Annotated in this window: 12 protein-coding genes and 10 tRNA genes; 4 read left to right on the top strand and 18 right to left on the bottom strand. The window is 40.3% G+C overall.

The features are described 5' to 3' along the window. Positions 1-3: 3 nt before the first annotated feature. Complete coding sequence (locus tag H5161_RS08520) at positions 4-1,062, bottom strand: PhoH family protein (protein WP_002958543.1); 1,059 nt, start codon at positions 1,060-1,062, stop codon at positions 4-6. 50 nt (positions 1,063-1,112) lie between these two features. Continuing rightward, a complete protein-coding gene (gene miaB, locus H5161_RS08515) occupies positions 1,113-2,561 on the bottom strand; it encodes a tRNA (N6-isopentenyl adenosine(37)-C2)-methylthiotransferase MiaB (RefSeq protein ID WP_002958544.1) in 1,449 nt (482 codons plus the stop codon). A 244-nt stretch (positions 2,562-2,805) separates the two neighbouring features. Here miaB and H5161_RS08510 point away from each other — a divergent pair, with 244 nt between their 5' ends. Both H5161_RS08510 and H5161_RS08505 read left to right on the top strand, forming a co-directional pair. Further along, the gene (locus tag H5161_RS08510; RefSeq protein WP_182712218.1) at positions 2,806-3,987 is read left to right on the top strand and encodes an FAD-dependent monooxygenase; all 1,182 of its coding nucleotides are present in this window, start codon (positions 2,806-2,808) and stop codon (positions 3,985-3,987) included. Between the two features lie 154 nt (positions 3,988-4,141). Further along, a complete protein-coding gene (locus H5161_RS08505; protein WP_002958546.1) occupies positions 4,142-5,725 on the top strand; it encodes a bifunctional diguanylate cyclase/phosphodiesterase in 1,584 nt (527 codons plus the stop codon). 41 nt (positions 5,726-5,766) lie between these two features. Here the strand turns inward: H5161_RS08505 and H5161_RS08500 are convergent. The 16 genes from H5161_RS08500 to lolB form a co-directional block, all read right to left on the bottom strand. Beyond that, positions 5,767-5,841 (bottom strand) — tRNA-Gln (locus H5161_RS08500). Positions 5,842-5,881: 40 nt separating this feature from the next. Next, positions 5,882-5,966, bottom strand: a tRNA-Leu gene (locus H5161_RS08495). A gap of 71 nt (positions 5,967-6,037) precedes the next feature. Then, positions 6,038-6,112: transfer RNA gene (locus H5161_RS08490), tRNA-Gln, on the bottom strand. Positions 6,113-6,151: 39 nt separating this feature from the next. Continuing rightward, positions 6,152-6,236: transfer RNA gene (locus tag H5161_RS08485), tRNA-Leu, on the bottom strand. A 71-nt stretch (positions 6,237-6,307) separates the two neighbouring features. Beyond that, positions 6,308-6,382: transfer RNA gene (locus H5161_RS08480), tRNA-Gln, on the bottom strand. A 40-nt stretch (positions 6,383-6,422) separates the two neighbouring features. Then, positions 6,423-6,507: transfer RNA gene (locus tag H5161_RS08475), tRNA-Leu, on the bottom strand. A gap of 89 nt (positions 6,508-6,596) precedes the next feature. Further along, positions 6,597-6,673: transfer RNA gene (locus H5161_RS08470), tRNA-Met, on the bottom strand. A 5-nt stretch (positions 6,674-6,678) separates the two neighbouring features. After that, positions 6,679-6,753 (bottom strand) — tRNA-Gln (locus H5161_RS08465). Between the two features lie 39 nt (positions 6,754-6,792). Beyond that, positions 6,793-6,877: transfer RNA gene (locus H5161_RS08460), tRNA-Leu, on the bottom strand. A gap of 45 nt (positions 6,878-6,922) precedes the next feature. Next, a tRNA-Met gene (locus H5161_RS08455) sits at positions 6,923-6,999 on the bottom strand. 455 nt (positions 7,000-7,454) lie between these two features. Then, positions 7,455-8,546 (bottom strand): redox-regulated ATPase YchF, encoded by a 1,092-nt coding sequence (gene ychF / locus H5161_RS08450; protein ID WP_002958547.1) that lies wholly within the window; start codon positions 8,544-8,546, stop codon positions 7,455-7,457. Between the two features lie 53 nt (positions 8,547-8,599). Continuing rightward, positions 8,600-9,184, bottom strand: a complete 585-nt coding sequence (gene pth, locus H5161_RS08445; RefSeq protein ID WP_002958548.1) for an aminoacyl-tRNA hydrolase — start codon at positions 9,182-9,184, stop codon at positions 8,600-8,602. Positions 9,185-9,203: 19 nt separating this feature from the next. Next, positions 9,204-9,815, bottom strand: coding sequence for a 50S ribosomal protein L25/general stress protein Ctc (locus H5161_RS08440; protein WP_002958549.1), 612 nt, complete (start codon positions 9,813-9,815; stop codon positions 9,204-9,206). Positions 9,816-9,964: 149 nt separating this feature from the next. Then, positions 9,965-10,912 (bottom strand): ribose-phosphate pyrophosphokinase, encoded by a 948-nt coding sequence (locus tag H5161_RS08435; protein WP_002958550.1) that lies wholly within the window; start codon positions 10,910-10,912, stop codon positions 9,965-9,967. An 88-nt stretch (positions 10,913-11,000) separates the two neighbouring features. Next, positions 11,001-11,858, bottom strand: a complete 858-nt coding sequence (ispE, locus tag H5161_RS08430; RefSeq protein ID WP_154903382.1) for a 4-(cytidine 5'-diphospho)-2-C-methyl-D-erythritol kinase — start codon at positions 11,856-11,858, stop codon at positions 11,001-11,003. Between the two features lie 2 nt (positions 11,859-11,860). After that, the gene (gene lolB, locus H5161_RS08425) at positions 11,861-12,448 is read right to left on the bottom strand and encodes a lipoprotein insertase outer membrane protein LolB (protein ID WP_182769087.1); all 588 of its coding nucleotides are present in this window, start codon (positions 12,446-12,448) and stop codon (positions 11,861-11,863) included. An 83-nt stretch (positions 12,449-12,531) separates the two neighbouring features. On the opposite strand from lolB, the gene hemA reads away from it, so the two are divergent. Continuing rightward, entirely contained in the window at positions 12,532-13,788 is a 1,257-nt protein-coding gene (gene hemA, locus H5161_RS08420; RefSeq protein WP_182769086.1) for a glutamyl-tRNA reductase, read from the top strand. A 7-nt stretch (positions 13,789-13,795) separates the two neighbouring features. After that, positions 13,796-14,881 (top strand): peptide chain release factor 1, encoded by a 1,086-nt coding sequence (gene prfA / locus H5161_RS08415; protein ID WP_002958554.1) that lies wholly within the window; start codon positions 13,796-13,798, stop codon positions 14,879-14,881. Positions 14,882-14,883 lie beyond the last annotated feature (2 nt).

Genomic DNA, 14,883 nt, shown 5'->3' with positions numbered 1-14,883 from the left:
GTATTACTCTTTAGTAGTAGGCTGTTGAAGAGCAGCAAGTGCGTCTTTTGCATTTTGCTTTTCAATGCGCTTAAGTCGCTCGCTTTCGTCGTTACGCTCGTAGGCTTCAACTATGCGTGCTACAACAGGGTGGCGTACTACGTCGTGGGCTTTGAAGTAATTAAAGCTAATTTCGTTTACGCCATCAAGCACTTCAATTGCATGGCGAAGGCCTGAGCGTGTCCCACGAGGTAAATCGACCTGTGTAATATCGCCTGTAATCACCGCTTTTGAGTTAAACCCTATACGGGTTAAAAACATTTTCATTTGCTCGGCGGTGGTATTTTGGCTTTCATCTAAAATAATAAAGGCATCGTTTAAAGTACGTCCGCGCATGTAAGCAAGCGGTGCGACTTCGATGATATTTTTTTCGATGAGTTTTTCTACTTTTTCAAAACCTAACATTTCAAAAAGAGCATCGTAAAGAGGGCGCAGGTATGGGTCTATTTTTTGACTTAAATCACCTGGTAAAAAGCCAAGCTTTTCGCCAGCTTCTACAGCAGGGCGCGTTAGTAATATACGGCGTATTTCTTGGCGCTCAAGAGCGTCGACGGCAGCTGCAACTGCAAGGTAAGTTTTACCAGTACCTGCAGGGCCAATACCAAAGGTAATGTCGTGGTTTAAAATATTAGCCACATAAACACCTTGGTTGTCGTTACGTGGTTTAATTACACCACGGCGGGTTTTAATAACCATTTCTTTGCCATAAGCGCTGCTGGATGCATCTTGCTCTAAGGCTTTTGATTCGGTAATAGCTAAATGAACGGCGTCGGGTTCTATTTCGCCTAAAACACCACGAACTGGCTGAGTATCAACATAAAGGTTTTTTAAGATTTCTACAGCGCCGGCGCAGTTGTGTAGTTTACCGGTTACTTTAAAAAAGTTGTCACGGTGAATTATTTCAACAGCCAGGTGGCGTTCAATTTGTTTGATGTTTTCGTCAAACGGGCCACATAAAGAAGATAGGCGTTTGTTATCGGCAGGTTCTAAATAAATCTCTAATGTTTTTAACTGATTACTCAAAATTGCTTCCTATAGTACTGCGCCAGCGTTAACTGGCGCTAATTGTGTGACTAAGGAACGAAAGTAGCTACGCCAATTTCGTTAACAGTGTCTGGTTTTGGCTCTGCAGCTGCAGCTTTAGTTAAAATAGCTGAAGGAGCGACTTCACGTCGTAAGTTCATTTCTGATTCTGTACGAATTAAGTCACCACGTAAAGAGTTAGGTAGTGCTTCGGTAATACGTACATCAACAAACTGTCCGATCACAGTGTGCGGGCCAACAAAGTTTACTACACGGTTATTTTCGGTACGGCCACGTAATTCCATAGGGTTCTTCTTAGAAGGACCTTCAACAAGTATACGTTGCTCTGTATCGAACATTTGACGACTAATTTGCTGCGCCATTTGTGTAATACGGTTTTGTAGTAAGTATAAGCGTTCTTTTTTCTCTTGCTCTGTTACGTCATCCGGCAAATCTGCCGCTGGCGTACCTGGGCGTGCGCTGTAAATAAAGCTAAAGCTCATATCAAAACCTATGTCGCTAATAAGCTTCATGGTTGCTTCAAAGTCTTCTTTGCTTTCGCCTGGGAAACCAATAATGAAATCTGACGACATACTTAAGTTAGGACGAATTTTACGTAACTTACGAATTGTCGATTTGTATTCAATTGCCGTATGGCCACGTTTCATTAGGTTTAATATACGGTCTGAACCACTTTGTACTGGTAAATGTAAGTGATCTACAAGCTCTGGCACATCGGCGTAAACGTCGATTATATCTGGGGTAAATTCTACGGGGTGCGATGTGGTGTAACGAATACGGTCAATACCATCAATAGCTGCAATAAGACGAATTAAATCAGAAAAGTAACAAATTTCACCATCGTGCGTATCACCGCGGTATGCGTTTACGTTTTGACCTAAAAGATTTACTTCACGTACGCCTTGCTCTGCAAGTTGTGCAACTTCAAGTAGTACGTCATCTACTGGGCGACTAACTTCTTCACCGCGAGTATAAGGTACAACACAAAAAGTACAGTACTTAGAACAGCCTTCCATAATTGATACGAAAGCAGATGGGCCATCTGCTTTTGGCTCTGGCAGACGGTCAAATTTTTCAATCTCTGGGAATGAAATATCAACAACCGATGAGCCTTTGTCGCCTTGCACTTGTTTAATCATTTCTGGTAAACGGTGTAGCGTTTGCGGACCAAAAATAACATCTACAAATGGCGCACGTTGGCGAATAGAGTCACCTTCTTGTGAGGCAACACAACCACCTACACCAATGATTAAATCTGGCTTGTCGTCTTTTAATAACTTCCAGCGACCTAATTGGTGAAATACTTTTTCTTGTGCTTTTTCACGAATTGAACAGGTGTTAAGTAAGATTACGTCGGCATCTGTTGCATCTTCAGTTAGCTGGTAGCCGTTGGTGGCATCTAAAAGTTCAGCCATTTTCTGAGAGTCGTATTCGTTCATCTGACAACCCCAGGTTTTAATATGCAGCTTTTTGCTCATTGAAATATAGCCTCGTGTTCAATTCGATAGTGGCACAAAAATGTGCTTGAAACAGGATTAAGGAGCAAGCATGCTCACTTAAAGGAGGCGTATTTTAGCTGGATACCCGTCCAGATCCAAGTATAGTTTTCATGTTTGTGATCTCAAATCAATACGAGGCGAGTTTAATCAGCGGTTAGGGATATCCTCTGGTATAAAACAAATTAATTTTGATACAATCAAAACAGACTCAAGTAATAATAAAATGATGAAAAACATGACTAAAAATAATGTGATAGTAGTTGGCGGTGGCATGGTTGGCGCGGCTATGGCGATAAAGCTTGCTCAACAGGGCTTTGGCGTACGCATAATCGAAAAACACCTAATAGACCCATCACAGATTCTTAGTAGTGATATGGTTGATATTAGAGTGTCGGCTATTAATCGTTTTTCAGAAAATTTACTTGATGAATTAGGAGCAATGCCGCTTTTAAGGCAAAACCGCATAGCGCCTTATCAACAATTAGAGGCATTTGAGCGCGGTGGTGATAATTTATTGTTTGACTGCGCCGATATAAACACCACGCATTTAGGCCACTTAATTGAAAATAGTTTAATTCAAGCAAGTTTATGGCAGCAATTTGATCATTATAAGATTGAGGTTATTGAGCAAGCCACACCTATTACTAAAATAGAGCAAACGGATGATTTAATTACGCTTGTGTATGGAGCTCAAACCTATACCGCTGATTTAGTGATTGCAGCCGATGGCGGACAATCGCAGCTGCGTGCTAAAGCTAATATAGGAATTACCGGCTGGCAGTATCAGCAGCATTGCATGGGGGTATTAATTAAACTCGATGCGCCGCAACAAATTAAAACATGGCAGCAGTTTACGCCAAGTGGGCCACTCGCATTTTTGCCAATGCAGGCACCATACGCTAATTTAATTTGGTACGACGATGCAAATACACTGCAAGCATTTAAAGGGCTAAACCCAGCTGAGCTAAAAATGCACATACTTAATAAATTTCCTGAACTTGCTGGAGACTTTGAAGTACAAACCCATGCAATATTTCCGCTTACTCGCCAACATGCTAACAACTATTCACAAGGGCGCTTAGTTTTAGTCGGTGACGCTGCACATACAATAAACCCCCTTGCAGGGCAGGGCGTTAATTTAGGTTTTCAGGATGTAGTGGCACTTGCTGAAGTTTTAGACAATGCAGGGGGTATAGGGTGCCCGATAACGCTTAAAGAATACGAGCGAGCTCGCCGTAAAGCTAATTTATTAATGATGAGCATGATGGACGCGTGTTACTTTGGCTTTTCTAACCAAGTTGCGCCACTTAAATGGGCACGTAGCCAGTTTTTAAAAATGGCTAATAATACAGGCCCTATAAAAAACTGGGTTTTAAAATACGCAATTAGCGGTGATTTAGGCTAAATTTAAAGTAGAGATTAAAAAGGCTCATTTATGAGCCTTTTTTTATGTCTGTTTTTAAGCGGACAAATAGTGACCCAGTTATATTAAATAAAATTTTAATTTGACTAGGGTTATATCACTAAACCGCAATTTAATAATTTTAAAGAGCCTATGTGTGGATAATTTTTTTTCAGTAATAATTATTTTAGGTGCGCTACTGCTAGTTGCTAGCTTAAAAACAACCTTTAAAGTTTGTAAAAAAACATCGCAAAGAGCGTGGAGTGTACTGTTATGCGCTATTGTCTGTTTTATTTTAGGGTATTGGTGGATACTTTATTACTTTTCAAATTACGATACGGCACCAATAATAAGAAATGCAGTTGCCACAATATTATTTGGTGGTGCAGGGTTTGTTTTCTTAGTTGTCAAACTGAGTTTGAAAAGCATCCTTAAAATAGAGCAAGCAACGCAGTATCAAAAATATCAAACTGAGCACGATAACTTAACAACCTTACCCAACCGCAATAACTTTTTTAAATCCTTGAGTAAACAAGTCGATTACCCTTCTTCATTTGCATTATTTTATATTGATTTAAATAATTTTAAACAAATTAATGATGCGTTTGGTCATCAATGTGGTGATCAACTACTGGCTGCTTTTGCTAATAAGTTAAGCAAAGAACTATGTGGCATTGCTAAGTTATATCGAATAGGGGGGGATGAGTTTGCGTTTTTACTGAATACCGATACTGATGAAAGCATGGCTCACTGTGTAAATATTATAAACTCAGCCGTTAAAGCTCCGTTTTGTACACATGAGCAAATGGTTAAAATACAATTAAGTATAGGCGTAAGCCGTTTCCCAGATGATAGCCGATTACCCGACCAGTTACTAAAAAAAGCCAACTTGGCACTGCATGAAGCAAAAAAGACATTTCAACCTTTAGTAAATTACTCATCTGAAATAGGTAAACGAGCTGAGGACTTTTTTGATTTATCAGTCAAAATTAAAGCCGCGTTACACAAAGGTGAGTTCGAGCTTTATTTACAACCAATAATGAACTCCAAAGATATTCAATTGCATGGCCTAGAAGCGCTGATCCGATGGCCGCAAGCTGATGGTAGCTTTATTAGTCCTGAAAAGTTTATAAGTGTAGCTGAGCGTACAGGGCTTATTTTTGTTTTATCGAAATGGGTTGTACAAGAAGCAGTTAACCATATTAGAAAACTTAAACTGTTTGGGTTTACCGGTACTATTCATGTCAACTTATCAACGAAAGATATTGAAAGCAGCGAGTTTTACGAATTTATAATTAGCTTACTTACTACTGACCCGACTTTAAGTGATTCACTAATATTTGAAATTACAGAAGGGGCAATGATGACAAACATACCCGCAGCAAGAAAAATGATGCAGCAGTTAAGTATGCGTGGATTTAAATTTAGTGTTGATGATTTTGGTACGGGGTTTTCGTCACTGTCGTTATTAAGGGAGTTGCCCATAAACCAGATAAAAATAGATCAATCGTTTATCAAAGACATGCTCATTAATCCGCCTGATTACGCTATTGTAGAATCTACGTTGTTTTTGGCGAGCCGATTAAATTGCGATGTAGTAGCTGAAGGAATAGAAACCAAAGAAGTAGAGCAAGCGCTATTGAGTATGAACTGTGATTATTTACAAGGGTATTTATATAGCAAACCAATAAATATTGACGAATTTATAAATGTATATTTAAGTACAGAAAAAGTAAGCTGAATTTAATGAATATTGAGAAGTTTTAGAGGAGGAAGTCAAATTGGCTGGGATACCAGGATTTGAACCTGGGAATGCCAGGATCAAAACCTGGTGCCTTACCGCTTGGCGATATCCCAACTATAAATTTGATATTAATTTTAGTTCTTAATAAGAACATGGTGCGGAAGGAGAGACTTGAACTCTCACATCCTAAGATACTGGAACCTAAATCCAGCGCGTCTACCAATTCCGCCACTCCCGCATCACTAATGTGCTCATTTAACCTCTAAGCTAGAGTAATTCTTTTATTCAACTTTCCTTGGTAGAAGAAGTTGGCTGGGATACCAGGATTTGAACCTGGGAATGCCAGGATCAAAACCTGGTGCCTTACCGCTTGGCGATATCCCAACAAAGAATTCTTTTATAATTTTAGTTCTTATCAGAACATGGTGCGGAAGGAGAGACTTGAACTCTCACATCCTAAGATACTGGAACCTAAATCCAGCGCGTCTACCAATTCCGCCACTCCCGCATCACTAATTTGCTCATTTAAACTCTAAGCAAGAGTCATTCTTTTATCCAACTTTCCTTGGTAGAAGAAGTTGGCTGGGATACCAGGATTTGAACCTGGGAATGCCAGGATCAAAACCTGGTGCCTTACCGCTTGGCGATATCCCAACAAAGAATTAATTGATATTTTTAGTTCGTATCAAGAACATGGTGCGGAAAGAGAGACTTGAACTCTCACAACCGAAGTTACTGGAACCTAAATCCAGCGCGTCTACCAATTCCGCCACTCCCGCATCGTTTGTGTTATAAAACACAGGTAGCTATTTTAGACTCTTCATTGAGTGCAATTTAACTCTTGCAGAGCCACTTCTAAAAAGAGAAATGGTGGCTAAGACGGGATTTGAACCTGTGACCCCATCATTATGAGTGATGTGCTCTAACCAGCTGAGCTACTTAGCCATTGTTGGCTGGGATACCAGGATTTGAACCTGGGAATGCCAGGATCAAAACCTGGTGCCTTACCGCTTGGCGATATCCCAACAATAACAATTGATAGTTTTAATTCTTATCAAGAATTATGGTGCGGAAGGAGAGACTTGAACTCTCACATCCTAAGATACTGGAACCTAAATCCAGCGCGTCTACCAATTCCGCCACTCCCGCACACAAGGTAGTTATTTTAAACTCTTCATTGAGCAACAAAAAACATGGTGGCTAAGACGGGATTTGAACCTGTGACCCCATCATTATGAGTGATGTGCTCTAACCAGCTGAGCTACTTAGCCATCTTTTTTTGTTAGCACTTCATCGCTGAGTGCGGGGCGTATTATGCTGATATGACCCAAATTCGTCAACACCTTTTTTGCAAAAAAACACTTAACTGTGTTTGTTTGCAGGAAAATTAAGCTAAGCGGCTAAATTTTAATAAAAATGATGATTTTTTGAGTGCAATTCACATACAAAATTTGTCGCTAAATAAAAAAAGCAAAAACCAATAGTTTGAAGCTGTTTGATTATTCGACAAATTATTACGCTCTGGTTAAATCTTAACATTAATTTGTTTAAGAGGTACTTATTATTGAGGTTTGATCTTCTGCGCAGTGTGTTTTTTTAAATTAAACGTAGGCATTTAGGTTGGGGCTAAACCAATTTTATAAGTTTATAACGTTGGAGGTACAAAAAAGGCTCGTAAAAACGAGCCTTTAAAATTATTACCAATACTAACTTGGTTTCATTTGACTTATACGTTGAACAAGAAGTTCATTACATCGCCGTCTTTAACAATGTACTCTTTACCTTCTTGACGCATCTTACCTGCTTCTTTTGCGCCGCTTTCACCTTTAAAGGCAACAAAGTCGTCAAAAGCAATCGTTTGCGCACGAATAAAGCCACGCTCGAAGTCGGTATGGATTTTACCCGCTGCTTGTGGCGCTGTTGCACCTACAGGGATTGTCCATGCACGCACTTCTTTAACACCCGCAGTGAAATAAGTTTGTAATTGTAGTAATTCATAACCACCACGAATAACAAGATTAAGGCCGGGCTCTTCTAAGCCAAGATCAGCCATAAACTCAAGCTTGTCTTCGTCATCTAATTCTGAAAGCTCAGATTCGATAGCAGCACATACAGGAACAACAATCGCATCTTCTGCTGCAGCAATAGCGCGTACACGGTCAAGGTATGGATTATTTTCAAAACCATCTTCAGCAACGTTTGCAATATACATAGTTGGTTTAATAGTTAAGAAGTTGATAGAGCTGATTGCTGCTTTTTCTTCTTTAGTTAATGCTAAAGCGCGTAAAGTTAAGCCTTCATCAAGATGCACTTTTACTTTTTCAAGTACGGCATTTTGCTCTTTGGCGTCTTTATCACCACCTTTTGCTTTTTTTGCGTTACGGAAAAGGGCTTTTTCAGCGCTATCCATATCAGCAAGTACTAACTCAGTGTTGATTACGTCAATATCGTCAGCAGGGTCAATAGTGCCTGCTACGTGTATGATGTTTTCATCTTCAAAACAGCGAACTACGTGGCCAATTGCATCGGTTTCACGAATGTTAGCTAAAAACTGGTTACCAAGGCCTTCACCTTTAGATGCGCCCTTTACCAAGCCAGCAATGTCTACAAATTCCATACTAGTGGTAAGAACTCGTTGAGGATTAACAATTTTAGCAAGTTCGTCTAGACGAGGATCTGGCACAGGTACCACACCTGTATTAGGCTCAATGGTACAAAAAGGAAAGTTAGCGGCTTCAATACCCGCTTTAGTTAGTGCATTGAAAAGCGTTGATTTACCTACGTTAGGCAAGCCAACGATGCCACATTTAAAACCCATAGTAAGATACCTTGTTTAGAATTCGTTTAAACGGTGTACTTGGACCCAAGTTACTAGGGTTTAAACGAATGTAGTCTGTTTTGTGCTTTTAACACACCATCTTTTGCAAGTATTTCCATGCAACGAACTGCTTCATCAACAGCAGCATCCATTTTTTCTTGGTCTTCTTTGGCCGCTTTTCCAAGCACCCAACCAGTTACCATTTCACGATGCCCCGGATGACCTACACCAATGCGCAAGCGCATAAAGTCTTTTTGATTTGCCATTTTTGCAATAATGTCTTTTAAACCATTATGACCGCCATGCCCGCCACCTTTTTTTAATTTGGCAACGCCTGGGTCTAAATCCAATTCGTCATGGGCAACTAAAATGTCCTCGACAGGGATTTTGAAAAAATTAGCTAAACTACTGACCGCTTTACCACTTAAATTCATGTAAGTAGTGGGGATCAATAATTTGAATTCTTGGCCTTGAATGATCACTTTGCCTGTAAGGCCGTGATATTTAGGATCGTGTTTTAGAGTGCAGTTATAGCGTGCAGCGATTTGCTCGATGAACCAAGCACCTGCATTGTGGCGTGTGTTTGCGTATTCGGGGCCTGGATTAGCCAGGCCCACAAGCATTTGAATAGAATTCAAGGTTGCGAGACCTTAAATATTATTCTGCTGCTGCAGCGTCGTCTTCAACTGGAGCTGCTTTGTTTGCTTTGATAGTCAGGATAGACTGATCATGGCCTTCGCCTTTAGCTAAATCTACAGAGCTAACGCCTTTAGGGAAAGTTAGGTCAGAGATATGAACTGAATCGCCAACAACAAACTTAGAAACATCTACTTCAATGAATTCTGGAAGTGCTTTTGGAAGACACGTAATTTCAACTTCAGTTAACTGGTGAACAACAGTTGCGCCAGCTTTAGTTACAATCTCTTCACCGATGAAGTGTAGAGGAACTTTAGTTTGAAATTTATGAGTAGCATCTACACGTTGGAAATCAAGGTGAGTAAGCTTAGGCTTGAATGGGTGACGTTGGATATCTTTTAAGATTACTTCAACAGCTTCGCCATCAACGTTAAGCGTAAGGATATGCGTGTAGAAACCTTCGTCTTCTTGAGCTTTGATCATATCTTTATGAGCAAAAGTAAGAGATAAAGCTTCTTTATCAGCTCCGTAAAGGATTGCAGGAACTTTGTCTTCGCGACGTAGGCGGCGGCTCGCACCAGTACCAGTTTCTACGCGAAGTTCAGCGTTATACGTATAAGTTTTGTTAGACATGATGTCTCCAGTTATTTAAATGTGTAGGGCCTTTGCGACCAAGGTCCCTAGCCAAAAGGCGCGCTATCATACCACCACGCCCAGATAAAATAAACATCGCTTACAAAAAAAGCGCCAAAAGGCGCTTTTATATTCAGGAATGTTTAATTTTAGTGTTCAAACATCGCTGAGATAGATTCTTCGTTACTAATACGACGAATAGTCTCTGCTAACATGTCAGCAAGCGTAAGTACCTTAACTTTATCAAGGGCTTTAAGCTCATCAGATAGCGGAATTGAGTCAGTTACAATTACTTCATCAATCATTGAGTCACGTAAGTTTTCGGCTGCTTTACCTGAAAGGATAGGGTGCGTTGCGTATGCAAATACACGCTTAGCGCCATGTTCTTTAAGTGCTTCTGCGGCTTTACACAATGTACCACCGGTATCAATCATATCATCTACGATAATACAATCACGACCTTCAACGTCACCAATAATGTGCATTACTTGAGAAACATTTGCTTGAGGGCGACGTTTATCAATGATTGCTAAATCGGTATCGTTTAGTAGTTTTGCAATTGCACGAGCACGTACAACACCACCAATATCTGGAGATACAACAACGACGTCTTCAAAGTCGCGTTCTTTCATATCTTCAAGTAATACAGGGCTGCCAAATACGTTATCTACAGGTACATCAAAGAAGCCTTGGATTTGTTCAGCGTGTAAATCAACCGTAAGAACACGGTCAACACCAACACTTGATAAGAAATCTGCAACAACTTTAGCGGTAATTGGAACACGAGCAGAACGTACACGACGGTCTTGGCGCGCATAACCAAAATAAGGAATGACGGCAGTAATACGACCTGCAGATGCACGACGTAGAGCATCAACCATAACGATAAGTTCCATCAGGTTATCGTTTGTAGGGGCACAGGTTGATTGCAAGATAAAAACGTCCGAGCCACGAACATTTTCATTTATTTGAACACTGATCTCACCGTCGCTAAAACGGCCAACAACAGCATCGCCTAATTCAATATATAAACGTTTTGCAACTTTTTGAGCTAACTCAGGTGTTGCGTTACCAGCGAAGAGCTTCATGTCAGGCACGGTAGGGTTCCTCAGGCACTGAATATTTGGACTAACGGGCAATGATAAATTTCACTGCGGGTTAACTTATGATTACTTGTACGTTACTTCATTGATCGAATATGGCGGTTAACTCCGTATGAGCAGGTGAGACATTTGCGCTTGAAGCCACAAAACCCTGCCAAGTATGGGGGAGATTTTCAAGTACATCTTGTGCTTGAACTTGGCTAGCAAATTCGACAAAACAACATGAACCTGTTCCGGTCATCTTCGACGGTGCGTATTTTAGCAACCACTGGAGGGTTTTTTCAACCTCGGGGCAAAGCTTTTTAACTAAAGGCTCACAATCGTTGGTCAAAGTATGGTGTTTCCAGTCGCCTATTATTTTTGGTGTGTCGCGTTTTAAATCTGGATGTGTAAATATTTTTGCGGTACTTACATGTTGGTTAGGGTGTACAACGCAGTACCATTTTTGTTCAAGTGTTACGTGGTGTAGTTTTTCACCAATACCGTGCGCTATGGCGCTTTGACCTTGTATGAACACTGGAACATCTGCCCCTAACTTGAGCCCTAGTTGAGCTAGTGTTTCTAAATTTAGTGCCAATTTCCATAACTTATTTAGGGCTAATAAAGTACTCGCTGCGTCAGATGAACCTCCTCCAACACCGCCCCCCATCGGCAAGCGCTTAATTAAATTTATTTTTACACCCAAAGAGGTTTTACAGTGTGTTTGTAATAATAAAGCCGCTTTATAGATGAGATTATCATTTAGAGGGATATCTTTAGTATCACCACCGACAGAAATACTCCCATCTGTTGTTAACTCAAAATGCAGCTCATCACCAAAATTTAAAAAAGTAAATAAGGTTTCAAGTTCATGATAACCATCTTCTCGGCGAGCATTAATATGTAAAAATAAATTGAGTTTTGCCGGAGCTATAAGTGAAAAAGAGGTTTTGTTATTCATACTTATTTAAACTGCCAATCGTATAGTTGAATTTTAATTTTTATTTGTTGGTGCTTTAACGTCAGTTTAGTAGGTAACCAGTAACCTGCGTTTTGTACATAAGTGCCATAATCTATTTGCCATTTTTTGCCTGTATTATCAAACCATAATACTTGCTTTGCACGCCCAAGCTCATCAACAATTAAACTTTCATCGTCAATAGTGCCTTTAAGCCAGTTATCGGCATTATCAACCGGTAGTGTAAAACCCGTTAATCGTTTTAAAAGCTCTGCAGCGTTAGTATTAAAGTATTGTTCACCGTCAAACTCTAATTCAGCATCGTTAGCTGTTTGTTTAAGCGACAAAATACGAGTACCAATAAAAGTAGTCAGTATTAAATTATTGGAATTTGTTGTTTGCTGCCAATTTAAGTTTGCAGATTGACGCTCTTCTGGGCTAATAAATGCAAGTTTACCTTCTACTTGCCAAGTTTTTTGAGCAGCTAAACGTGGTTTCCAATCATCATAAAGTGTTGTTTTTGTATCAATTTGATGAGCACAGCCACCTAAAAACAAAAAAAACATGAATAAAATCAAATATTGTCGAATCAAATGTTGTTCCTTACTTTCCATATTCCGCTGATTTTTGGTAAAATTACCGCCTTTGAAGTAGGGCTCAGCAATATTTGGCAAATATGACCATAATAGCACTAGGTATAAATCACAAAACCGCATCCGTAGAATTACGTGAAAAAGTGGCTTTTTCGCCTGAGCAAATTTCAGAGGCGTTGCAACAATTAAGTGGCCATGCCGACTTTAATGAAGCGGTTATTGTGTCTACCTGCAATCGAACCGAGATCTATTGTAGCCTCGCTCAGCAAAATTCCCAAACACTGTTGAGCTGGCTTGCCAGTTTCCATGGTTTGGATGAACATGAACTGAGCAAAAACACTTATTGCTACGAAGATAACGATGCTATTAATCACTTAATGCGCGTGGCGTGTGGGTTGGATTCTTTGGTGTTGGGCGAACCGCAAATTTTGGGGCAAATAAAACAATCGTTTTTTAGTGCTAAAAACCACGATGCAGTAGGTGTTACGTTTGATAGGTTGTTTCAAAAAACATTTTCAGTAGCGAAACAAGTTAGAACTGAAACCGATATTGGCGCAAGTGCTGTATCGGTAGCGTTTGCTGCAGTTAACTTGGCAAAGCATATTTATGGCAAGCTTGATAAGACCAATGTGTTATTAATTGGCGCAGGTGAAACCATTGAATTGGTTGCTAAACATTTATACCAAAATGAGCCTCAAAATATCACTGTTGCAAATAGAACTATTGAGCGAGCTCGTAACTTAGCTGATGAAGTGTCGGCAGATGTGATTGCTTTGGCGCAATTGCCTGAGCGTTTGCATAAAGCCGATATAGTGATTAGTTCTACAGCCAGCACTTTGCCTATTATTGGTAAAGGGGTGGTTGAGCAGGCGCTAAAGCAGCGACGTCACAAACCTATGCTATTTATAGATATAGCGGTTCCGCGTGATATAGAAAGCCAAGTTGGGGAGCTAGATGCTGCCTATTTATATTCCGTTGATGACTTACAAACCATTGTAAGCGAGAATATGGCAGCGCGCGAGCAAGCTGCACAGCAAGCGCAAATAATTATTACTGAACGCACCAAAGAATTTGTAATGTGGATGCGTTCACTCGATTCGGTAGATTTAATCCGCCATTATCGAAACGATGTACAAACAATTAAGTCTGAACTTGTAGAGCGTGCTGTTAGTCAGCTCAATACAGGTAAAGATGCAGAAAAAATTATATTAGAGCTCGCCAATAAATTAACCAATCGCTTAATGCACGCGCCTACCCGTGCAATACAAGATGCAGCGAAAAAAGGTGAAGTGGCGCAGCTAAACCAGTTGAAAAAAATGTTAGGTATTGATCAGGAATAACCGTTAAATGAAAGAGTCTGTTTATAATAAATTAGAAACCTTAGTAGAGCGTTACGAAGAAGTACAAGCGCTGCTAAGCGACCCGTCGGTCATTAGTGATCAAAACCGTTTTCGTGCGCTTTCAAAAGAGTATTCTGAGCTTGAAGAGATTGTAAAAACGTTTTTAAACTATAAAGAAACGCAAGACGATTTAGCCAGTGCAGAAGAAATGCTTAAAGATTCTGACCCTGAAATGCGTGAAATGGCGCAAGAAGAATATAAAGAAGCAAAAGCACAAATACTAGTGATTGAAGATCAAATTCAAGTATTAATGTTGCCAAAAGATCCGCGAGATAACAACAACGTGTTTGTTGAAGTACGTGCAGGGACGGGCGGCGATGAAGCGGCTATTTTTGCTGGTGACTTATTTCGTATGTACAGCCGCTACGCAGAAAATAAAAAATGGAAAGTAGAAGTTGTAAGCACCAATGAAGGTGAGCATGGCGGTTACAAAGAAGTTATTGCAAATATCAGTGGCGAAGGCGTTTACGGTCAATTAAAGTTTGAATCAGGCGTACATCGCGTACAACGTGTACCAGAGACTGAATCACAAGGTCGTGTTCATACCTCAGCGTGTACTGTTGCGGTTATGGCAGAAGTACCAGAAGCAGAAGCGATACAAATTAATACAGCAGATTTAAAAGTTGATACATTTCGTGCATCAGGCGCAGGTGGTCAGCACGTAAATAAAACTGATTCTGCTATTCGACTTACACATATACCTACCGGTGTTGTGGTTGAGTGTCAGGATCAGCGTTCGCAGCATAAAAACCGCGCTAAAGCGATGTCAGTACTTGCAGCTCGACTGCAACAAGCTGAAGATGAAAAACGCCATGCGGCAGAAGCCTCTGAACGTCGTGACTTGGTAGGTAGTGGCGATCGTTCTGAGCGTATTCGTACTTATAACTACCCGCAAGGTCGTATTACCGATCACCGTATTAACTTAACACTTTATCGTTTAAACGAAGTGGTAGCCGGTGATTTAAGTGCGATTATTGACCCATTAATGCAAGAGCATCAAGCTGACTTACTTGCGGCCATGGGCGACGAGTAATT

The organism is Pseudoalteromonas sp. SG43-5 (assembly GCF_014164345.1).
In the GTDB taxonomy this organism is placed as follows: Bacteria; Pseudomonadota; Gammaproteobacteria; order Enterobacterales; family Alteromonadaceae; genus Pseudoalteromonas; species Pseudoalteromonas distincta.
The sequence above is the reverse complement of the archived record's forward strand: the minus strand, read 5'-3'. Positions and strand labels throughout refer to the sequence as shown.